Annotated in this window: 22 protein-coding genes; 21 read left to right on the top strand and 1 reads right to left on the bottom strand. The window is 63.7% G+C overall.

Translation table 11 applies throughout. The features are described from left to right. The first annotated feature begins 164 nt into the window (after positions 1 to 164). The 6 genes from mepA (at position 165) to ATY76_RS19900 (ending at position 6,165) form a co-directional block, all read left to right on the top strand. Positions 165 to 1,241, top strand: coding sequence for a penicillin-insensitive murein endopeptidase (gene mepA, locus ATY76_RS19925; RefSeq protein ID WP_088676453.1), 1,077 nt, complete (start codon positions 165 to 167; stop codon positions 1,239 to 1,241). Between the two features lie 88 nt (positions 1,242 to 1,329). Next, positions 1,330 to 1,710: a methylglyoxal synthase gene (locus ATY76_RS19920; protein ID WP_088676452.1), complete on the top strand. Its 381-nt coding sequence runs from the start codon at positions 1,330 to 1,332 to the stop codon at positions 1,708 to 1,710. A 17-nt stretch (positions 1,711 to 1,727) separates the two neighbouring features. After that, positions 1,728 to 2,753, top strand: a complete 1,026-nt coding sequence (locus tag ATY76_RS19915) for a glucokinase (protein WP_088676451.1) — start codon at positions 1,728 to 1,730, stop codon at positions 2,751 to 2,753. A gap of 123 nt (positions 2,754 to 2,876) precedes the next feature. Beyond that, complete coding sequence (locus ATY76_RS19910) at positions 2,877 to 4,664, top strand: ABC transporter ATP-binding protein (protein WP_088676450.1); 1,788 nt, start codon at positions 2,877 to 2,879, stop codon at positions 4,662 to 4,664. 19 nt (positions 4,665 to 4,683) lie between these two features. Next, entirely contained in the window at positions 4,684 to 5,508 is an 825-nt protein-coding gene (dapB, locus tag ATY76_RS19905; protein ID WP_088676948.1) for a 4-hydroxy-tetrahydrodipicolinate reductase, read from the top strand. 21 nt (positions 5,509 to 5,529) lie between these two features. Further along, the gene (locus ATY76_RS19900; protein ID WP_004673523.1) at positions 5,530 to 6,165 is read left to right on the top strand and encodes a 2,3-bisphosphoglycerate-dependent phosphoglycerate mutase; all 636 of its coding nucleotides are present in this window, start codon (positions 5,530 to 5,532) and stop codon (positions 6,163 to 6,165) included. Between the two features lie 43 nt (positions 6,166 to 6,208). On the opposite strand, the gene phnF is transcribed toward ATY76_RS19900, so the two are convergent. Further along, positions 6,209 to 6,946 carry a phosphonate metabolism transcriptional regulator PhnF gene (gene phnF / locus ATY76_RS19895; protein WP_088676449.1) on the bottom strand — a complete coding sequence of 246 codons (738 nt, stop codon included), beginning with the start codon at positions 6,944 to 6,946 and terminating at the stop codon, positions 6,209 to 6,211. Positions 6,947 to 7,057: 111 nt separating this feature from the next. Between phnF and phnG the strand changes: the two genes are divergently transcribed. The 15 genes from phnG (at position 7,058) to ATY76_RS19820 (ending at position 19,700) form a co-directional block, all read left to right on the top strand. After that, positions 7,058 to 7,534, top strand: coding sequence for a phosphonate C-P lyase system protein PhnG (phnG, locus tag ATY76_RS19890; protein WP_088676448.1), 477 nt, complete (start codon positions 7,058 to 7,060; stop codon positions 7,532 to 7,534). Continuing rightward, a complete protein-coding gene (gene phnH / locus ATY76_RS19885; RefSeq protein ID WP_088676447.1) occupies positions 7,534 to 8,142 on the top strand; it encodes a phosphonate C-P lyase system protein PhnH in 609 nt (202 codons plus the stop codon). Before phnG ends, phnH begins: the two co-directional genes overlap by 1 nt. 4 nt (positions 8,143 to 8,146) lie before the next feature. Continuing rightward, a complete protein-coding gene (locus tag ATY76_RS19880; RefSeq protein WP_088676446.1) occupies positions 8,147 to 9,253 on the top strand; it encodes a carbon-phosphorus lyase complex subunit PhnI in 1,107 nt (368 codons plus the stop codon). Continuing rightward, the gene (locus tag ATY76_RS19875) at positions 9,250 to 10,125 is read left to right on the top strand and encodes an alpha-D-ribose 1-methylphosphonate 5-phosphate C-P-lyase PhnJ (protein WP_088676445.1); all 876 of its coding nucleotides are present in this window, start codon (positions 9,250 to 9,252) and stop codon (positions 10,123 to 10,125) included. Before ATY76_RS19880 ends, ATY76_RS19875 begins: the two co-directional genes overlap by 4 nt. After that, positions 10,122 to 10,898, top strand: a complete 777-nt coding sequence (gene phnK / locus ATY76_RS19870; RefSeq protein WP_020052375.1) for a phosphonate C-P lyase system protein PhnK — start codon at positions 10,122 to 10,124, stop codon at positions 10,896 to 10,898. Before ATY76_RS19875 ends, phnK begins: the two co-directional genes overlap by 4 nt. A gap of 37 nt (positions 10,899 to 10,935) precedes the next feature. Further along, a complete protein-coding gene (phnL, locus tag ATY76_RS19865; protein WP_088676444.1) occupies positions 10,936 to 11,643 on the top strand; it encodes a phosphonate C-P lyase system protein PhnL in 708 nt (235 codons plus the stop codon). Then, positions 11,640 to 12,257, top strand: coding sequence for a DapH/DapD/GlmU-related protein (locus ATY76_RS19860; RefSeq protein ID WP_088676443.1), 618 nt, complete (start codon positions 11,640 to 11,642; stop codon positions 12,255 to 12,257). The genes phnL and ATY76_RS19860 overlap by 4 nt, the downstream gene beginning before the upstream one ends. A 117-nt stretch (positions 12,258 to 12,374) precedes the next feature. Beyond that, positions 12,375 to 13,220 carry a phosphonate ABC transporter ATP-binding protein gene (gene phnC / locus ATY76_RS19855; protein ID WP_088676442.1) on the top strand — a complete coding sequence of 282 codons (846 nt, stop codon included), beginning with the start codon at positions 12,375 to 12,377 and terminating at the stop codon, positions 13,218 to 13,220. Between the two features lie 88 nt (positions 13,221 to 13,308). Further along, positions 13,309 to 14,214, top strand: a complete 906-nt coding sequence (gene phnD, locus ATY76_RS19850) for a phosphonate ABC transporter substrate-binding protein (RefSeq protein ID WP_088676441.1) — start codon at positions 13,309 to 13,311, stop codon at positions 14,212 to 14,214. A 65-nt stretch (positions 14,215 to 14,279) separates the two neighbouring features. Next, entirely contained in the window at positions 14,280 to 15,239 is a 960-nt protein-coding gene (gene phnE, locus ATY76_RS19845) for a phosphonate ABC transporter, permease protein PhnE (RefSeq protein WP_088676440.1), read from the top strand. A gap of 7 nt (positions 15,240 to 15,246) precedes the next feature. Beyond that, the gene (phnE, locus tag ATY76_RS19840) at positions 15,247 to 16,590 is read left to right on the top strand and encodes a phosphonate ABC transporter, permease protein PhnE (RefSeq protein ID WP_088676947.1); all 1,344 of its coding nucleotides are present in this window, start codon (positions 15,247 to 15,249) and stop codon (positions 16,588 to 16,590) included. Between the two features lie 141 nt (positions 16,591 to 16,731). Continuing rightward, the gene (locus tag ATY76_RS19835) at positions 16,732 to 17,427 is read left to right on the top strand and encodes a DUF1045 domain-containing protein (RefSeq protein WP_088676439.1); all 696 of its coding nucleotides are present in this window, start codon (positions 16,732 to 16,734) and stop codon (positions 17,425 to 17,427) included. Between the two features lie 14 nt (positions 17,428 to 17,441). Beyond that, the gene (locus ATY76_RS19830) at positions 17,442 to 18,581 is read left to right on the top strand and encodes an alpha-D-ribose 1-methylphosphonate 5-triphosphate diphosphatase (protein WP_088676438.1); all 1,140 of its coding nucleotides are present in this window, start codon (positions 17,442 to 17,444) and stop codon (positions 18,579 to 18,581) included. Further along, positions 18,581 to 19,174: a phosphonate metabolism protein/1,5-bisphosphokinase (PRPP-forming) PhnN gene (phnN, locus tag ATY76_RS19825; protein ID WP_190233710.1), complete on the top strand. Its 594-nt coding sequence runs from the start codon at positions 18,581 to 18,583 to the stop codon at positions 19,172 to 19,174. Before ATY76_RS19830 ends, phnN begins: the two co-directional genes overlap by 1 nt. A gap of 19 nt (positions 19,175 to 19,193) precedes the next feature. Continuing rightward, entirely contained in the window at positions 19,194 to 19,700 is a 507-nt protein-coding gene (locus tag ATY76_RS19820) for a GrpB family protein (RefSeq protein WP_088676436.1), read from the top strand. Positions 19,701 to 19,708 lie beyond the last annotated feature (8 nt).

Below are 19,708 nucleotides of genomic sequence, written 5' to 3'. Positions count from 1 at the left end.
TTGCCAGGCTCGCGAAATTTTGACTTTCGCTCGTTTCAGCTCCACGAGGTCCATCGTCACGCGATCCGTCAGCGCTTGTTCCAGTCCACGCCCGCCAAAACATCGATTCACCAAAATCACTTTTCACGATAGATTCGAACGCAAATCACTCTCAAGGGAACAGCATGGCATTCGGCTTCGCTCAGGCTTTCAAGACATTCGGCAAACTGGCGCTCGCCGGCACGATCGGCGCGAGCCTTGCCGCCGGCGACGTCGGCGCTCAGCAGAAGAAGCCGAGCCCGGGCAGCGCCAAGGCCCTGTTCGGCGGCGCCAGCCTGCCGACTGAGGGGCCGGCGCAGCCGATCGGTTTCTACGCCAAGGGCTGCATGACCGGCGCCGTGGCGCTGCCGACCGACGGCCCGACCTGGCAGGCGATGCGGCTTTCGCGCAACCGCCGCTGGGGCAACCCTGCGATGATCGCGCTCCTGGAACGGTTTTCTCAGGATGCGGTCACGTATGCCGGCTGGCCGGGCATTCTCGTCGGCGACATCGCCCAGCCGCGCGGTGGGCCGATGCTCAACGGCCATTCCTCGCACCAGATCGGCCTCGATGCCGATATATGGTTCACGCCGATGCCGGCGCGCCGCCTGACGGCCGAGGAGCGTGAGAGCCTGCCTTTCACAACCATGCTGCAGAAGAACAAGTTCCTGACCGTCGATCCCAAGGTATGGACGCAATCGCGGGCGCGGCTTTTGATGCTGGCGGCGAGCTATCCCCAGGTGGAGCGGATTTTCGTCAATCCTGCGATCAAGAAAAAGATGTGCGACACCTGGACGGGCGATCGCACCAACCTCGGCAAGCTCCGGCCGATATACGGCCATGACTCGCATTTCCACATCCGGATGAAGTGCCCGCCCGGCGCAGCCGGATGCACGCCGCAAGCTCCCGTCGCCGCGGGAGACGGCTGCGACAAGTCGCTCGCCTATTGGTTCACGCCGGCCCCGTGGGCGCCACCCAAGCCGCCGAAGCCCGGCGCCAAACCGCCGAAGCCGCCGCGCGAGATGATGGTCTCCGATCTGCCGAAGGCCTGCGGCGCCGTGCTCGATTCCGCTTCCGTCGCCTCCGTGCAGGCCGCGACTTACGGCGGATCTTCCGCCGCGAGCGCGCTCACCGCCGCTCCGGCCGCGGACCCTGCCGCCGATGCCGAGGGGATGCTGCCGGATGTCGGCCCGTTTCCGAACGACAAGCCGGTGATGCAGTGAGCGGCGCCGGCAGGCTGTCTTTCAAATCGCAAACTCTTGGTATAGAAGCGGTCAAATCGATTGAATTGTTCGGGCGGAGATTGGGTTCATGGCCGGCGGCAAATGCCTCGCTTTGATTGCGCATGACCAGAAGAAGGACGATATGGCGGATTTCGCCCGCGCCAACAGGGACGTCCTTTCCCGCTGGAAGATCGTCGCGACAGGCACGACCGGCGGGCGTGTGCTCGACGCCGCCCCCGATCTCGACGTCACTAGGCTCAAAAGCGGGCCGCTCGGCGGCGACCAGCAGATCGGCGCGCTGATCTCGACCGGCGAGGTCGGCGCCCTGATCTTCTTTGTCGATCCGCTGACGCCGATGCCGCATGATGTCGACGTGAAGGCGCTGATGCGGCTGGCGATCGTCTACGACATTCCGATGGCGCTCAACCACGCGACCGCTATAAAGCTCCTTCCCACACTCGAAGCCTGATCAGCACGGGACCGGCCATGCCAAAACCGAACAACAGTACCGCTCCGCTGCCCTTCCCGATCCTGATCGGCGATATCGGCGGCACCAATGCCCGCTTTTCCATCCTGTCCGATGCCTATGCCGAGCCGAGGCAGTTTCCGAACGTGCGCACGGCGGATTTCGCGACGATCGACGAAGCGATCCAGAAGGGCGTGCTCGACAAGACCGCTGTGCAGCCGCGTTCGGCGATCCTTGCCGTCGCCGGCCCGATCAATGACGACGAAATCCCGCTGACCAATTGCGACTGGGTGGTGCGGCCGAGGACGATGATCGAGGGCTTGGGCATCGAGGACGTGCTCGTCGTCAACGATTTCGAGGCACAGGCGCTGGCGATCGCCGCCCTGTCGGATGAAAACCGCGAGCGCATCGGCAGCGCCACCGGCGACATGATCGCGTCGCGCGTCGTGCTCGGACCCGGCACCGGCCTCGGCGTCGGCGGGCTCGTGCATGCCCAGCACAGCTGGATCCCGGTTCCGGGCGAAGGCGGCCATATCGATCTCGGACCGCGCAGCAAGCGCGACTATGATATTTTCCCGCATATCGAGACGATCGAAGGCCGTGTTTCGGCCGAACAGATCCTCTGCGGGCGCGGCCTCGTCAATCTCTACAACGCCATCTGTATCGTCGACGGCATTCAGCCGACGATGAAGGATCCGGCCGACATCACCTCGCATGCGCTTGTTGGCAGCGACAAGGCGGCGGTGGAGACGGTGTCGCTATTTGCCACCTATCTCGGCCGCGTGGCGGGCGATATGGCGATGGTGTTCATGGCACGGGGCGGCGTCTACCTCTCCGGCGGCATCTCGCAGAAGATTCTCCCGGCGCTGAAGAAGCCGGAATTTCGCACCGCCTTCGAGGACAAGGCGCCGCACAGCGCGCTGCTACGCACGATCCCGACCTATGTGGTGACGCATCCGCTGGCAGCGCTCGCCGGGCTTTCCTCCTATGCGCGCATGCCGGCCAATTTCGGCGTCTCGACGGAAGGCCGCCGCTGGCGGCGCTGACCAGCGCGCGCCCCCTCCCGGGCGCGGGGCGCTCTAGCCAAACCAGTCCCAACTCTTTATAGAGCCCGCGAAAGTGCGCGCCGCATTTACGGCGCGCTTGGCCTCGGACAGGAAGCTTAATATTTGGAAGCCGTGGAAAGCAGAAAGCAGAGCGTCAGCAGCGATACCGTCACCGGCATCCTGAAGCGCATCATCGCTGAAAACGGCCGCGACCATCTCTGGGGTTATGTCTTTGCGATCGCCTGCCTCGTGGTCGTGGCGCTTTCGACGGCATTCACCGCCTGGATCATGCGGGCAATCATCGACGAGGCCTTCGCCAACCGCCGCGCCGACGTCGTCTGGATCATCTGTCTTTCGATCTTCGTCGCCTTCGTGCTGCGCGGTTTTGCGAGCTACGGCCAGGCAGTGGCGCTCTCCAAGGTCGGCAACGATATCGTCGCCCGATATCAGCGCCGCCTCTATTCGCATCTGATGACGCTTTCGGTCGGCTACTTCAGCGAGGCGCGCTCGGCTCACATCGCCGCGCAGGTGAGCCAGAACGTCACCGGCATCCGCGACGTGCTCAATCTGACGATCACGTCGACGGTGCGCGACCTCCTGACCTTCGTGTCGCTGATTGGCGTGATGGTCCTGCAGGACCCGCTGCTCAGCCTCGCCGTCTTCATCATGGCGCCGCCGCTGCTTTACGCGCTGCGCTATGTTTCCAAGCGGCTCCGCTCGGCGACCCGCGAGGCGGTGCATCTGAACAGCCACGTGCTGGGCGCGATGCAGGAGACGATCCAGGGCATTGCCATCGTCAAAGCCTTCACGATGGAAGAGGAGCTGGAAAGCAAGGTCAACAAGCTCATCAAGGCTGCCGAAAACCGGGCGAACCGCATTGCGCGGCTTTCCGAGCGCACCTCGCCGCTGACGGAGAGCTTCGCGGGCTTTGCCGTCGCCAGCGTGCTTGCCTATGCCGCCTACCGCTCGATCTATTACAATGTGCCGCCGGGCGCCTTCTTCTCCTTTGTGACGGCGCTGCTCCTTGCCTATGATCCGGCCCGCCGGCTGGCCCGCCTGCAGGTGCAGATGGAACGCGCCGTCGTCAATGCCCGGATGATCTACGAGTTGCTCGACATGGAGCCGCGCCAGCGCGATCTGCCGGATGCGCGGCCGCTTGTTGTGACGCAGGCCCGCATCGAATTCCGCAACGTCTCCTTCGCCTATGGCAATGAGAGCGTGCTGAGCGGCGTCAGCTTCGTCGCCGAAGGCGGAGAAACCACAGCGCTCGTCGGCCCTTCAGGTGCGGGCAAATCCACCGTCATCAGCCTCATTCCGCGCTTTTACGATCCGCGCGAAGGCGAAATCCTGATCGACGGGCAGGATATCGCCCACATCACCAAGAAGTCGCTGCGCCAGCAACTCGCCTATGTCTCGCAGCAGCCCTATCTGTTCGAGGGCACGATCCGCGACAATATCCGCTACGGCCGGCCGGAAGCGACCGATGCCGAGGTGGAAGAAGCGGCCCGGCTTGCCTATGCGCATGACTTCATCTCAGCCCAGCCGCAGGGCTACGATACGCCGGTCGGCGAAAACGGCGTGACGCTTTCGGGCGGCCAGCGCCAGCGCCTGTCGATCGCCCGCGCGCTCGTCCGCAACGCGCCGATCCTGCTGCTCGACGAAGCGACCTCGGCGCTCGACACCGAATCCGAAGCCGCCGTGCAGAAGGCGCTCGACGAGGCGATGACCGGACGCACCGTCGTCGTCATCGCCCACCGGCTTTCGACCGTGGTGCGCGCCGACAAGATCGTCGTCATGCAGCAGGGCCGGGTCGTGGAAGAGGGCAATCACGAGACGCTTGCGAAGGTCAGCGACGGTCTTTACGCTCGCCTCAACAATCTGCAGAGGCCCTCGGCCTCCGATTCAAACTGAGCTGATACGGATGACCGAGATGAGCGATGCTGCGATGAAACTGGTGGTGGTTGGCGCAGCAGGGCGCATGGGACAGACGCTGATCCGGCTCATCCATTCCATCGAGGGCGTGACGCTGCATGCCGCCGTCGAGCGCGCCGGTTCGCCCTTCGTCGGCAAGGATGCCGGCGAAATCGCCGGCCTCGGCCCGACCGGCGTCATCATCGGCGACGACCCGCTGCAGGCCTTCCTGCATGCCGAAGGCGTGCTCGATTTCACTTCGCCCGCTGCCACAGTGGAATTCTCCGGTCTCGCCGCACAGGCCCGCATCGTCCATGTCATCGGCACCACCGGCTGTTCGGAAGACGACAACGCCAGGATCGCGGCGGCCGCCCGCCACGCCCGTGTCGTCAAGTCGGGCAATATGAGCCTCGGGGTCAATCTGCTCAGCGTGCTTACCGAACAGGCAGCCCGGGCGCTCGAACCTGATGATTGGGACATCGAAATCCTGGAAATGCATCATAGGCACAAGGTGGATGCGCCTTCCGGCACCGCCCTTCTCCTCGGCGAAGCCGCGGCCAAGGGCCGCAATATCGATCTCGCCTCGAAATCGGTCAGGGTGCGCGACGGCCATACCGGAGCCCGCGAGGCCGGCACGATCGGCTTTGCGACGCTGCGCGGCGGCTCCGTCATCGGCGAACATTCCGTGCTTTTCGCCGGAGAAGGCGAAATCGTCACCCTGTCGCACAGTGCTGCCGACCGCTCGATCTTCGCGCGCGGCGCCATCAAGGCCGCACTCTGGGCGCGCGACAAGAAGCCGGGTCTCTATTCCATGCTCGACGTGCTCGGGCTTTCTTCCCAATAACGACATATCGGAGGCATATTCATGAGCGGTACCCTCGTCCTCGTTCGCCACGGCCAGAGCGACTGGAACCTGAAGAATCTCTTCACCGGCTGGAAGGACCCCGACCTGACGGAGCTCGGCATTCAGGAAGCCAATGCCGGCGGTGCCGCCCTTGCCGAATACGGGATCAAATTCGACGTCGCCTATACCTCGGCGCTGGTGCGCGCCCAGCACACACTGAAGCTCATCCTCGACAAGGTCGGCCAGCCCGATCTCCAGACGATCCGCGACCAGGCGCTGAACGAGCGCGACTACGGCGATCTCTCCGGCCTCAACAAGGACGATGCGCGCGCCAAATGGGGCGAGGAACAGGTGCATGTCTGGCGCCGCTCCTATGACGTGCCGCCTCCGGGCGGTGAAAGCCTGCGCGACACCGGCGCCCGCGTCTGGCCCTATTACCTCACCGAAATCCTGCCGCGGGTGCTGCGTGGCGAAAAGGTGCTGGTCGCTGCCCACGGCAATTCGCTGCGTTCGCTGGTCATGGTGCTCGACAAGCTGACCAAGGAAGGCGTGCTCGCCCTCAACCTCGCGACCGGCGTTCCCATGGTCTACAAGCTGAATGCCGATTCCACCGTGGCTTCAAAGGAAGTGCTCGGCGACATGTCCGGCGCGCACTGAGGCCTGCTGAACGTGCCAGCCGGAGCGGCCGGCACGTCATTTCTCAATTTTCAATCGTGAACTGCACCCGGTCGGCCGCGAAGCGGCTGATCGAATATTGCACCGGCACGCCGTCGAGATCGGTATTCATCGCCTTGGCGATCAGCAGGATCGCGCCGGGGGTGAGTTCCAGATCGGCGAGGTCGGCCGTGCCCGCATGCGCGGCCGTCACCTCGGTGGTTGCGCGGACATAGTCCGACAGGCCGAGTTCGGCGAAAGCCTTGGTGATCGATTCGTGCTTGCGATAGGCCTCGCCGATCCCGGCGAAGCGGACGGCGGGAAACCAGCTCGTCGCCTTTGAGACCGGCCGCTTGTCGGCATGGCGCAATGTTTCCAGCCGGACAACCTGTTCCCCCGGCTTGAGGCCCAGCCAGCGGGCGACCTCGGCGCTCGCCTCCTCCGTCGCCCCATCGAGCAGAAGGCCGCGCGTCTCGCGCGCCTGATCGCCGATGCCGGCGGTGAAGCGGGTGCGCCGGGTGATCGGGAAGTTCAGCCGCTCCTTGCGCTCGATCAGCGTGCCGCGGCCTTGCACCGCGCGCACGATCCCCTCCTGCGCCAAGGCTGCAAGCGCACTGCGCACCGTATGCCTGTTGACGCCGAATTGCAGCGCCAACACCGTTTCCGGCGGCACCATTTCCGTCTCGTCATAGGCTCCCGTGCCGATCGCCTCGCGAATCCGGTCGGCGATCTGACGCCACAGCGCCACACCGGTCTGCCTCTGCACCTGCTTCAATCCTGCCATTCAGCCCCTGCCCTGCGCCGGCGATGTCACACGCTTGTCACGACATCGATTTAAGGCTAGGTATAGCTTGTATGGTTGTCTATATCAATAGACATTTTAGAGGAAGCGGCGATGGCATCAGCGGACAGGAACGACGCTGCGTCACAGGCGGTCTTAGGGCGCAAACGCGCCGCCGACCTGCTGGCGCGTGCGGAACGGAGCGAACTCCAGGCGGTCTGGGATGCCTTGCCGCAAAAGCCCGCGGCGCATCCGGTGCGCGGACCGGAGACCGGGCTGGTCATGGTGCGCGGCCGCATCGGCGGCGGCGGGGCGCCGTTCAACCTTGGCGAAGTGACGGTGACGCGCGCGACGGTCCGGCTGGAATCCGGCTCTATCGGCCATGCGCAGGCGCTCGGCACCGACCGCAAGAAGGCGCGGCTTGCGGCGATCTTCGACGCGCTCTGGCAGGAAGATGCGACGAAGGATTTCGTCGAACAGGCGCTGCTTTTACCGATCGCCGAACGCCTCGCCGCCGCCGAACGCCGCAAGGCGGAGGAGACGGCCGCGACCCGCGTCGATTTCTTCACCATGGTGCGGGGGGACAACTGATGGGACTCGCTACAGAAGCCTTGACCGGCGGCTTTGCCGATCCGGTTTTCCATGCGCAGAGCGTCTTCAAGATGCTGATGGACGGCATGGCCCGCCCCGGCACCATCCAGACCGCAGGGCCGGATATCGATCCGCCGGCGCCGCTCGGCATCGCCGCCGGCGCGATCGCGCTCACCCTTTGCGACCACGACACGTCCGTGTGGCTGACGCAGGGATTGGCGAAATCCGCCGTGCCGGACTGGCTCGGCTTCCATACCGGCGCTCCGCTGACTCCCGAAAAGGCCGATGCGCGCTTTGCCTTCATCGAGGCGGGCACCACGCTTTGCTCTTTCGGCCTCTTTGCATTGGGGACGCAGGAATACCCCGACCGCTCGACGACCCTCGTCATCGAACTTTCCGCACTCGAAGGCGGACGCGGATTGGCGCTGATGGGTCCCGGCATCCAGAGCGTCGCGGAGATCGCGCCGGTTGGCCTGCCGGAGACTTTTTTACGGCTCTGGACCGAGAATCGCGCGCTCTTCCCCCGCGGCATCGACATCGTGCTGACATCGGGCAAGCGGTTTCTCTGCCTGCCGCGCACCACCAAGATCACAGCAACGGAGATCTGAGCTCATGTATGTTGCCGTCAAGGGTGGCGAGGCCGCCATCGCCAATGCCCACCGCCTGCTTGCCGACCGCCGGCGCGGCGACCGCTCGCTGCCGGCGATCGGCATCGACCAGATCGTGGCGCAGCTGGCGCTCGCCGTCGACCGCGTCATGGCCGAGGCCTCGCTTTTCGACCGTACGCTCGCCGCACTGGCCGTCCGCCAGTCGCGCGGCGATATGATCGAGGCGATCTTCCTGCTGCGCGCCTATCGCACGACGCTGCCGCGCTTCGGCTATTCCAGGCCGCTCGACACGGCTGATATGACCATCGAGCGGCGCATCTCGGCGACCTACAAGGATCTGCCGGGCGGCCAGCTACTTGGGCCCACCTTCGATTATACCCACCGCCTGCTCGATCCCTCGCTGCTTTCCGATGAAGCGGTCGAGGCGCCCGTCCAGCGCACTGCCGAAACCGGCCGCGTCATGCGTGTCTCCGAAATCCTCGGCGAGGAAGGGTTGATCGAGGCCGATGGCGACATGCCCGAGGATCACGAGATCGGCGACCTGACCCGCGAGCCGATGGAATTTCCGATGAGCCGCGATCTGCGCCTGCAGGCGCTTGCCCGCGGCGACGAGGGTTTTTTGCTGGCGCTCGGTTATTCCACGCAGCGCGGCTATGGCCGCAATCATCCCTTCACCGGCGAGATCCGCATCGGCGAGGTCGAGGTGGAGTTCGATGTATCGGAACTCGGCTTCGCCGTCTCGCTCGGCACCATCCAGATCACCGAATGCCAGATGGTCAACCAGTTCAAGGGGTCGGCCAAGGCGCCGCCGCAATTCACCCGCGGCTATGGGCTCGTCTTCGGCCAGAGCGAGCGCAAGGCGATGGCGATGTCGCTGGTGGATCGCGCATTGCGGGCTGAAGAGCTCGGCGAGGATATCACCGCGCCGGCCCAGGACGAGGAATTCGTCATCTCCCATTCCGACAACGTCCAGGCGACAGGCTTCGTCGAGCATCTGAAGCTTCCGCATTATGTGGACTTCCAGGCCGAACTCGATCTCGTCCGCCGCATGCGTCGCGAATTCGAAGCCGCCCGCAACAGCGGCGAAGACATGAAGGAAGCCGCCGAATGAGCGATCTGGCCAGCTACAACTTCGCCTATCTCGACGAACAGACCAAGCGGATGATCCGCCGCGCCATCCTGAAGGCGATCGCCATTCCCGGCTATCAGGTGCCCTTCGCCTCGCGCGAAATGCCGATGCCCTACGGCTGGGGCACCGGCGGCGTGCAAGTGACGGCCTCGATCATCGGGCCCGACGACGTGCTGAAGGTCATCGACCAGGGCGCCGACGACACGACCAACGCCGTCTCCATCCGCGCCTTCTTCCAGAAGGTCGCCAATGTCGCGGTGACCACTCACACAAGCGAAGCGACGATCATCCAGACGCGCCACCGTATCCCTGAGGAAAAGCTCAGGGCCGGACAGGTGCTCGTCTATCAGGTGCCGATTCCCGAGCCGCTGCGCTTCCTCGAGCCGCGCGAAACCGAGACGCGCAAGATGCATGCGCTGGAAGAATACGGTCTCATGCATGTGAAGCTCTATGAAGACATTGCCCATAACGGCCGCATCTCCAGGACCTACGCCTATCCGGTAAAGGTTCACGGCCGCTACGTCATGGACCCGTCGCCGACGCCGAAATTCGACAATCCGAAGATGCATATGTCGGATGCCCTTCAGCTCTTCGGCGCCGGCCGAGAGAAGCGCATCTATGCAGTCCCGCCCTATACCGACGTCGTCAGCCTGGATTTCGAGGACTATCCCTTCGACATCCAGCGCTTCGACAAACCCTGCGCCCTTTGCGCCGCGGAGGATGTCTATCTCGACGAAGTCATCCTCGACGACAAGGGCGGCCGCATGTTCGTCTGCTCCGACACCGATCATTGCGAAGACCGCCGCGCACAGGGGCATGCCGGCGAGATGCTGGCCCGGGAGGCTGCAGAATGAGCGATACTCCGCTTCTCAAAGTCCATGATGTCTCGAAATTCTACGGCAACCGCATCGGCTGCCGCGATGTCTCTTTCGAGCTCTGGCCGGGCGAAGTGCTCGCCATCGTCGGCGAATCCGGCTCCGGCAAGACCACCCTGCTGAATTGCCTCTCCACCCGTCTGCTGCCGAGCACGGGCAGCGTCGAATACCACATGCGCGACGGCAGCTACCGCGATCTCTACCGCATGAACGAGGCCGAGCGGCGTTTCCTGATGCGCACGGACTGGGGCTTCGTGCATCAGAACCCGGCCGACGGCCTGCGCATGACGGTCTCGGCCGGCGCCAATGTCGGCGAGAGACTGATGGCGATCGGCGACCGGCACTACGGCAAGATCCGCGCCTCGGCGATCGACTGGCTCGAACGCGTCGAGATCGATGCCGACCGCATCGACGACCAGCCGCGCGCCTTTTCCGGCGGCATGCGCCAGCGCCTGCAGATCGCCCGCAATCTCGTCACCGGTCCGCGGCTGGTCTTCATGGACGAGCCGACCGGCGGCCTCGACGTCTCCGTGCAGGCGCGCCTGCTCGATCTCGTGCGCGGTCTCGTCAACGATCTCGGCCTCTCTGCCATCATCGTCACCCACGATCTTGCGGTCGCGCGTCTGCTATCGCATCGCATGATGGTGATGAAGGACGGCCACGTCATCGAACACGGGCTCACCGACCGGGTGCTCGACGATCCGCGCGAACCCTACACACAACTGCTCGTTTCCTCGATCCTGCAGGTCTGAGCGCCGCTGCAGGTCCAAAACCAAGGAAGAAGACATCATGCCAACGCCCCTCGTCGTTTCCGAAGTCTCGAAGAGCTTCACCATGCACCTGCGCGACGGCATCCGGCTGCCTGTCGTCTCCGATGTCGCCTTCTCGGTCGCATCAGGCGAATGCGTCGTGCTCGGCGGCCCGTCGGGCATCGGCAAAAGCTCGCTGCTCAAGATGATCTACGGCAACTACGCCGTCGATACCGGCCAGATCCTCGTCCGCCACGAGGAGCGCATCGTCGATCTCGCTTCCGCCGATCCGCGCACCATACTCAACGTGCGGCGCAATACGCTCGGCTATGTCAGCCAATTCCTGCGCACCGTGCCGCGCGTCGCGGCAATCGACGTGGTGGCGGAACCGCTGGTGGCGCATGGCGAGGCAGCCGGACCAGCACGGGAAAAGGCGGGCGCCCTGCTTGCCCGGCTCAACCTGCCGGAAGCGCTGTGGCAGCTTCCGCCCGCCACCTTCTCCGGCGGCGAACAGCAGCGCGTCAACATTGCCCGCGGCTTCATCACTGAGCATACGATCCTGCTTCTCGACGAACCCACAGCCTCGCTCGATGCCAAGAATCGTGCCGTCGTCGTCGATATGATCGCGGAGAAGAAAAAGGCGGGCGTCGCCCTTCTCGGCATCTTCCACGACAAGGAAGTGCGCGAGGCGGTCGCCGACCGCATCCTCGACGTCCAGCAATTCTCGCCGCGTGAGATCGCCGCATGAGCCGCAAGCTTGATATCGAGCCCTATATCCACGCAACGGCCGAGGTCAGCGATTCCACCTTCGGGCGCTATACGGAGGTCTCCGATCGCTGCCGCATCAGCGAGGCCACCTTCGGCGACTATTCCTACATCATGCAGGACGGCTCCGTCTGGTGCGCGACGATCGGCAAGTTCGTCAACATCGCCGCCGCCGTGCGCATCAACGCCACCAATCATCCGACCTGGCGTGCGACGCTGCACCATTTCACCTATCGCGCCGCCGACTACTGGCCGGACGGCGACGTGGAGGAAGATTTCTTCGCCTGGCGGCGCGCAAACCGGGTGACGATCGGCAACGACGTCTGGATCGGCCATGGGGCGACGATCCTGCCGGGCGTCAGCGTCGGCAACGGCGCGGTGATCGGCGCCGGCGCCGTCGTCTCGAAGAATGTCGCGGCCTACTCGATCGTCGGCGGTGTGCCGGCTCAATTGATCCGCGAGCGCTTTCCGAAAGCGGTCGGCGAGCGCATGGACCGGCTTGCCTGGTGGGACTGGGACCATGACCTTCTGCGCCAGGCGTTGCAGGATTTTCGCAACCTGAGCGCGGAAGATTTTCTGGCGAGATATGCTGGCTAAACCTCCGATATAGGCACGGAGAATTGTGACACGAACTACACAAATATGACACGCGAGGTTCACGAAGCGGGACTAATGCGATGCTCATCAGAGCCTGGAATACAAGGGAAGAGCATGATGTTCGAGCTGCAGAATGTCACACGCCGTTTCGGAAGCAAGCTCGCCGTCGACACCGTCACGCTCAGCATTCCCCAAGGCCAGATGGTCGGCATCATCGGCCGCTCCGGCGCCGGCAAGTCGACGCTGCTGCGCATGATCAACCGCCTGCAGGAGCCGAGCTCCGGCTCTATTCACTTCGCCGGCGTCGAGGTTTCCGGGCTTCGCGGCCGGGCGCTGCGCAACTGGCAGCGCGACTGTGCGATGATTTTCCAGCAGTTCAACCTGGTGCCGCGCCTCGATGTTCTCACCAATGTCATGCTCGGCCGCCTCAATCACCGCTCGACGTTTCTCAGCTTGCTTAACATCTTCACCCGCGAGGAGCGCGTGCATGCGATCGCCGCCCTCGAACGCCTCGGCATCGAGCAGACGGCACTGCAGGCGGCCGGCACGCTTTCCGGCGGACAGCAGCAGCGCGTGGCGATCGCTCGCGCGCTGATGCAGAACCCGAAGATGGTGCTTGCCGACGAGCCGATCGCCTCGCTCGATCCGCTGAACGCCAAGATCGTCATGGACGCGCTGCGCGATATCAACGAGCGCGAGGGCATCACCGTCATCACCAACCTGCACACGCTCGATACCGCCCGCAACTATTGTGAGCGCATCGTCGGCATGGCCGGCGGCCGCGTCGTCTTCGACGGCAAGCCGTCGGAACTGACGGCCGACGCGGTGAGGGCGATCTACGGGACGGACAGGGACGGGGCCGGCATCGACGAAACGATGACCTCCACATCGATCAACATCGCGCCCGAGCGGGCGGACAATCAATCCGCCGGCGTCCAGCCGCTGGCGCTGGCCGGTCTCTGAGCGGGACGGCCGCGATCGAAGGCCCGCGTCAAGGGCACATTTCTTTGTAACGGGAAGGCCGGGGACACCGGCCGATAGGAGAGAACGCATGTTGAAGAAAGCACTCTTTGCGGCAACGGCGCTGTTTGCGCTCGCCGGCGCCGCCAACGCCGCAGACCTCAAGGAATTCCGTATCGGCATCCTCGGCGGCGAAAACGAAACCGACCGCCTGCGCAACTATGCCTGCCTCGCCGACCACCTGAAGCAGGAATTCGGCTTCGAGAAGGTCTCGCTCTTCCCGGCCGCCGATTATGACGGCGTCATCCAGGGCCTGCTCGGCGGCACGCTCGACTTCGCCGAACTCGGCGCTTCCGGCTATGCAGCCGTCTACATCAAGGATCCGAAGGCCGTTACGCCGATCCTCACGACGCAGCAGAAGGACGGTTCGACCGGCTACCACTCGATCGGCCTCGCGCTGAAGTCCTCCGGCATCAAGACCATCAAGGACGCCAAGGGCAAGAAGCTCGGTTATGCCGATCCGGATTCCACCTCGGGCTATCTCGTGCCGCTGACGCAGATCCCGAAGGATACGGGCATGCCGAATGACAAGTTCTTCGCTTCGACGCAGTTCAACGGCGGCCATGAGAACAACCTTCTCGCCGCCTATGACGGCAAGGTCGACGTTGCCGTCGACGACTCCTCGGGCATCGGCGATTTCAAGGACGGCTACACCTCCGGCACCTTCCGCAAGGAAGTCGACAAGGGCGCCGTCGATCCGAACAAGCTGGTCGAAGTCTGGCGTTCGCCGCTGATCCCGAACGGTCCGCTCGTCGTTCGCAACGCTCTAGGCCAGGAGTGGCAGACGAAGCTCGCAGCCTTCTTCACGGCGTTGCCGGAAAAGGATCACAAGTGCTTCGCAGCCGTCGAAGGCGGTGATTACAAGGGCTATGCCCCCGTCAAGCACGAGTTCTACAACACTGTTGTCGAAGTCCGCAAAGCTGCCATCGGCGGCTGATCGGGCTTTGGAATGCGGGGCGGCCGGAAACGGCCGCCCTTTCTTTGTAACCGGGCGGGGCGTCCATGACTATTGCCGATACACAGCCGCACATGCAGAGCACCGAGGAGATCGGCACCGCCTGGGGCCGCATGGTCGCCAAGCGCCGCTTCTATACCGTGCTCGGCCTGGTCATCCTGATCGCGGCTTTCGTCAGCTCCGTCCGCTTCGCCGACGAGAGCAACGCCGGCCATTTCTTCGACCGCCTGCCGCATCTCTTCGATTTTCTGAGCTGGCTCATTCCCAAGGACTGGAACGACGTCTGGCGCGCGCTGTTCGACATAGCGAGCGTGAACGACAAGGGCGGCGAGGAATTCAATTTCGACAAGGGGCGCGTCTATGTCTCGGGCGCCTTCTACATTCCCGAATATTTCGAGCTGATGATCGTCACGATCAACGTGGCGCTGCTTTCGACGATCATCGCCTTTATCTTTGCCGTTCCCTTGAGCTTCTTTGCCGCGCGCAACCTGACCAGTTCATGGCCGTTGCGCATCTTCACCAAACGGCTGATGGAATTCCTGCGCGCCTTCCCGGAGATCGTCATCGCCGGCCTGTTTTCGGCGATCCTGTCGATCGGGCCGGTCGCCGCCATCATCGCCATCACCCTGCACACGATCGGCGCACTCGGCAAACTCTTCTACGAGGTGGCCGAGAATATCGACATGAAGCCGCATGAGGGCATGAAAGCGGTCGGTGCCAACTGGTGCGAGCGCGTTCGCTTCGCCGCCCTGCCGCAGGTGCTGCCGAATTTCACCTCCTATACGCTCTTGCGCCTTGAGATCAACGTGCGCGCCTCGACCATTATCGGCGCCGTCGGCGGCGGCGGCATCGGCGAGGAACTGAAGCTTTCGATCTCGCGCGGCTTCGGCGCCAAGACGATGGCGCTCGTTCTCCTGCTGTTCGTGACGATCGTCGCCGTCGATCAGTTCTCCGCATGGCTGCGCCGCCGTCTCGTCGGCGAGCATGCTTTCCTTCTACAACATTGAGGCCGCCATGACGGTGATCGACGCAAACCGCATGAACGAGATAGAAGCGCGCTATCCCGAATATTTCCACCGGTCGTTCCGCCAGCGTTTCGGCGGGCTGATGATCGCGATCGCGACGCTGCTCTACGGCCTCTACGCCGTCTGGTTCTTCGACCTGCCGAAGCTCTTCGCCGAAGCCCGCTGGGAGCGTGTCGGTATTTATCTCAGCCAATGGGTGAGCTACGACGTTCAGCCGGAATTCCGCATTCAGGACGACGGTTCGATCGAGGTGCGTTATCCCCGTTTCTCGCCGCTCGGCGACAATCCCCACCCCGATTGGCTGGTCAACAATCCCGACGGCAGCGTCACCGTTTCCATCATCGGCACGAGCCGCACCGTTACCGTCTCGAAGAGCGAGACGATCGTCGCCGCGCATGGCGTCAGCGTCCCCGTCGACGTGTCGAGCGGCGCGCCGAAGGTCGTCGGACCCGTGCCGAGCTGGATGACCGTTTATGACGACAACGTGCTCGCAAATCTCGGCTTTGGCGGCGACGTCAGCATTTCCGTCGACCGCGTGAAGATCCGCAAGCGTTTCATCGGCTGGGCGAACTTCCTGTTCGACCCGCAATCGTCCTTCTTCGACAAGCCGGCCGGCGAGGTCGTCAGCCTCATCGTCTCCGGCCCGCGCCTCAAGCCCGACCAGTCCAACCTGTCGCTTGCCTTCGACGACATCTGGAACAACAGCGAGTGGCAGCATGGCGACGTCTGGACGAAGCTTTTCCAGACAATCGTCATGGCGTTCCTCGGAACGCTGCTCGGCTCGCTCGCCGCCTTCCCGCTCGCCTTCCTGGCGGCGCGCAACATCACGCCGAACCGGCTTTTGAACCAGATCCTCAAGCGCTTCTTCGATTTCCTGCGCTCGGTCGACATGCTGATCTGGGCGCTGTTCCTGACCCGCGCCTTCGGTCCCGGCCCGCTTGCCGGTTCCGGCGCAATCTTCCTCACCGAGACCGGCACGCTCGGCAAGCTCTATTCCGAAGGGCTGGAGAATATCGACAACAAGCCGCGGGAGGGCGTCAAATCGACCGGCGCTGAGGCCGTGCTCGTCCACCGTTACGGCATTATGCCGCAGATCGTCCCTGTTATCGTCAGCCAGACGCTCTATCAGTGGGAATCGAACGTTCGCGGCGCGACGATCATCGGCGCCGTCGGCGCGGGCGGCATCGGCCTCAAACTCTGGGAGGCCATGCGCACCAACGCCAATTGGGAAAACGTCGCCTACATGGTCATTCTGATCCTGATCGTCGTCTTCCTCTTCGACGCGGCCTCGAACGCGTTGCGCCACCGGCTGATGGGCACGAAAGCGCACTGACCTAAGAATTCAAAGCGTGGGGGCGCTGCCGCCATCATCATTCTGTCACGGAAATCTTTTAGCCGGGAGCCTGCTTGCGGTTCGCCGCCAAATCACTGCACATTGCGCTCCCCCGTCTCGACGATCCCCAGGATAAAAGCCTTGCGCTACGCTCTCTATTTTTCGCCGCCGAAGGATGATCCCCTGACCGGCGCGGCCTCGCGCTGGCTCGGCCGCGATGCTTTCACCGGCGAGACCTATCCTGCGCCGGAGCATGAGACGCTGAGTGCCGCCGAGCAGTTCGAACTGACCGCCGACCCGCGACGCTACGGCTTTCACGCCACGATCAAGGCGCCGTTTTCGCTTGCCGCCTCGGTCACCGAGAGGGATCTCATGGCGGTTGTTGAAGAGTTTGCCGCGCGCACGCCGGCTTTTGAGATCCCCGAGCTCGTGCTTGGCCAGCTCGGCCGTTTTTTTGCCCTTGTTCCCGGTTCTCCTCATCAACCTCTTCAGGATTTCGCCGCGAAGGTGGTAAAATCCTTTGAGCCCTTTCGCGCGGCGCTCTCCGAAGCCGATATTATCAGGCGCGATCCGGAGAAGCTCAGCGACAGCCAGCGTGCCAATCTGCTGCGCTGGGGTTATCCTTACGTCATGGAGGATTTCGGCTTTCACATGACACTGACCGGCCAGGTGCCGGAGATACGTGCCGCAGTGATGAAGGCGATCCTGGCCGAGCGTTTTTCCGGTTTCACCGGCCGGCCGCTTTTGATTTCCGGCCTTGCCGTCTTCACCGAGGAGACGCGCGGCGCCCCGTTCAAAGTTCATTCCTGGCTGCCGCTTGCCGGCGCCAAACGCTGAAAGATCAGACGCCCATGAGCAAAGAGACCGTGTTTTCCAATGCCCGCATCGTTCTCGAGGACGACATCCTCACAGGCTCGATGCTCATTCGCGACGGCAAGATTGCCGATATCTCCGAAGGCAATTCGGTAGCCGGCGAAGATTTCGATGGCGACTACATCATTCCGGGCCTCGTGGAGCTGCACACCGACCATCTCGAAGGCCATTACCAGCCGCGTCCCGGCATCCGCTGGAACAAGACGGCCGCGATCCAGGCGCACGACGCCCAGATCGTCACATCGGGCATTACCACGGTTTTCGACTGCCTGCGAATGGGGGCGGACGAGGACGGCGGCTTCGAGCATGGCGAGATGCGCGAGATGGCCGATGCCATCCAGGCGGCGGAGAAGGAAGGACGGCTGCGCGCCGAGCACCTCATTCACCTGCGCTGCGAGGTCTCGGCCGACAATGTGCTCGAGCATTTCGCCGATTTCGAAAACGATCCGCATGTGCGCCTCGTCTCATTGATGGACCATGCGCCCGGCCAGCGGCAGTTCCAGACAATGGACCAGTACATTTTCTACTACCAGAAGAAGCGCGGCTTGAGCGACGAGGTCTTCGCCCGCTTCGTCGCCAAACGTCAGGCCGAATCGGCGCGCAATTCGACGCCGCATCGCAACGCCATTGCCAAGGTCTGTGGTGAGCGCGGCATCACCGTCGCAAGCCATGACGATGCAACGCTTTCGCATGTCGACGAGGCGATCGACAACGGTGTGCGCCTTGCCGAATTCCCGACCAGCTTCGATGCCGCCCGGGCCTCGCACGAGCACGGCATGAGCGTGCTGATGGGCGCGCCGAATATCGTGCGCGGCAAATCCCACTCGGGCAATATCGCCGCCCGCGATCTCGCCGAAATGGGCGTGCTCGACGTGCTATCCTCCGATTACGTGCCGCTCAGCCTGCTGCACGCGCCTTTCATCCTCGCTGACGAGGTGGAGAGCATCACGCTGCCGAAGGCGATCGCCATGGTGACGTCGACGCCCGCCCGTACCGTCAGCCTCGACGACCGCGGCCGGATCGCAACCGGGCTGCGCGCCGATCTCGTGCGCGTTCACCGTTCGCATGGCGTGCCGGTGACGCGCTCCGTCTGGCGCCAGGGACGCCGTGTCGCATGATGCCGCACGAACCGCATCCCGGAGCCGGCGCCGAGCACGGCATCATGGTCGTCGTCGTCGGGCCGAGCGGCGCCGGCAAGGACACGCTGATGAAGCTTGCCGCCCGGCATTTCACCGGCCGCGCCGAGGTTCATTTCACCCGCCGCGTCATCACCCGTCACCGCGACGCCGGGGGCGAGGATCATCTTTCCGTCTCCCTCCAAGGCTTTGCAGCCATGGAGCAGTCAGGTTCCTTCGCCGTCTGGTGGGAAGCGCACGGCCTGAAATACGGCATTCCGGCCGAAGTCTCGGTGGCGCTGTCGAAGGGCCATATCGTCGTCGCCAACGGCTCGCGCTCCGCGCTTCACCGTTTCCAGGCCGCCTTCCCCCGGCTGAAGGTGATCAACGTCACCGCCCGCCCCGAGGTACTTGCCGGTCGGCTGGAGGCGCGCGGACGCGAGACGCATGAGGATATCATGGCGCGGCTCGCCCGCGGACCGCTGACAGTGCGTGGCGAATACGACGTGACGGATCTCGACAATAGCGGCTCGCTCGAAGAGGCCGAGCAGAAGATGATCGAGATCCTGGACGGGCTCCTGGCCGAGGTGCACTGACCGCAAGCGAGAGACCAGCATGCGCGCCATCAAAGTTGTCGATTACGACCCTTCCTGGCCGCTGCTTTTTGACGACATCAGCGCCGAGGTCTCCGTCCTGCTCCCGGGCCTCGTACTTTCCATCGATCATATCGGCAGCACCTCCGTGCCTGGCCTGGCGGCCAAGCCGAAGATCGACGTCGATGCCGTGACGATTTCCGCCGATGCTCTACAGACGGCGATCGAATTGCTGCGCGCGGCGAATTTCATCTTTCACGGCGACCTTCATGGAGAAGGCCGGTGGGTCTTCACCCGAGACTGCGAAGGGTACGGGTTCAGGCTTTATCTTTGCGGCCCGGAAAATTTCGCGCATCGGCAACGCATCCTGTTTCGCGACTACCTCAGAGATCATCCCGAGAGAGCCACGGCCTATGCCGAACTGAAACGGCGGCTGGCTGCGCAGGCAGACGGTGATTGGGACGTCTATACCGGCGGAAAGACCGAATTCGTTAGCGAGACCGTGCGATTGGCGGCGCTGAGACCGTGAGACGGAAT

It is taken from the genome of Rhizobium sp. R339 (assembly GCF_002211395.1).
Classification (GTDB): Bacteria; Pseudomonadota; Alphaproteobacteria; order Rhizobiales; family Rhizobiaceae; genus Rhizobium.
This window is presented reverse-complemented; position numbering and strand designations above follow the sequence as displayed.

Coding starts and splice junctions, on each gene's coding strand:
- ATY76_RS19830 (WP_088676438.1), top strand. CDS start 17,442: ATGAGCAAAGAGACCGTGTTTTCCAATGCCCGCATCGTTCTCGAGGAC.
- phnC (WP_088676442.1), top strand. CDS start 12,375: ATGTTCGAGCTGCAGAATGTCACACGCCGTTTCGGAAGCAAGCTCGCC.
- phnD (WP_088676441.1), top strand. CDS start 13,309: ATGTTGAAGAAAGCACTCTTTGCGGCAACGGCGCTGTTTGCGCTCGCC.
- dapB (WP_088676948.1), top strand. CDS start 4,684: ATGAGCGATGCTGCGATGAAACTGGTGGTGGTTGGCGCAGCAGGGCGC.
- phnK (WP_020052375.1), top strand. CDS start 10,122: ATGAGCGATACTCCGCTTCTCAAAGTCCATGATGTCTCGAAATTCTAC.
- ATY76_RS19920 (WP_088676452.1), top strand. CDS start 1,330: ATGGCCGGCGGCAAATGCCTCGCTTTGATTGCGCATGACCAGAAGAAG.
- ATY76_RS19900 (WP_004673523.1), top strand. CDS start 5,530: ATGAGCGGTACCCTCGTCCTCGTTCGCCACGGCCAGAGCGACTGGAAC.
- ATY76_RS19915 (WP_088676451.1), top strand. CDS start 1,728: ATGCCAAAACCGAACAACAGTACCGCTCCGCTGCCCTTCCCGATCCTG.
- phnE (WP_088676440.1), top strand. CDS start 14,280: ATGACTATTGCCGATACACAGCCGCACATGCAGAGCACCGAGGAGATC.
- mepA (WP_088676453.1), top strand. CDS start 165: ATGGCATTCGGCTTCGCTCAGGCTTTCAAGACATTCGGCAAACTGGCG.
- ATY76_RS19875 (WP_088676445.1), top strand. CDS start 9,250: ATGAGCGATCTGGCCAGCTACAACTTCGCCTATCTCGACGAACAGACC.
- ATY76_RS19820 (WP_088676436.1), top strand. CDS start 19,194: ATGCGCGCCATCAAAGTTGTCGATTACGACCCTTCCTGGCCGCTGCTT.
- phnL (WP_088676444.1), top strand. CDS start 10,936: ATGCCAACGCCCCTCGTCGTTTCCGAAGTCTCGAAGAGCTTCACCATG.
- ATY76_RS19880 (WP_088676446.1), top strand. CDS start 8,147: ATGTATGTTGCCGTCAAGGGTGGCGAGGCCGCCATCGCCAATGCCCAC.
- ATY76_RS19860 (WP_088676443.1), top strand. CDS start 11,640: ATGAGCCGCAAGCTTGATATCGAGCCCTATATCCACGCAACGGCCGAG.
- phnN (WP_190233710.1), top strand. CDS start 18,581: ATGCCGCACGAACCGCATCCCGGAGCCGGCGCCGAGCACGGCATCATG.
- phnE (WP_088676947.1), top strand. CDS start 15,247: ATGACGGTGATCGACGCAAACCGCATGAACGAGATAGAAGCGCGCTAT.
- phnG (WP_088676448.1), top strand. CDS start 7,058: ATGGCATCAGCGGACAGGAACGACGCTGCGTCACAGGCGGTCTTAGGG.
- phnH (WP_088676447.1), top strand. CDS start 7,534: ATGGGACTCGCTACAGAAGCCTTGACCGGCGGCTTTGCCGATCCGGTT.
- phnF (WP_088676449.1), bottom strand. CDS start 6,946: ATGGCAGGATTGAAGCAGGTGCAGAGGCAGACCGGTGTGGCGCTGTGG.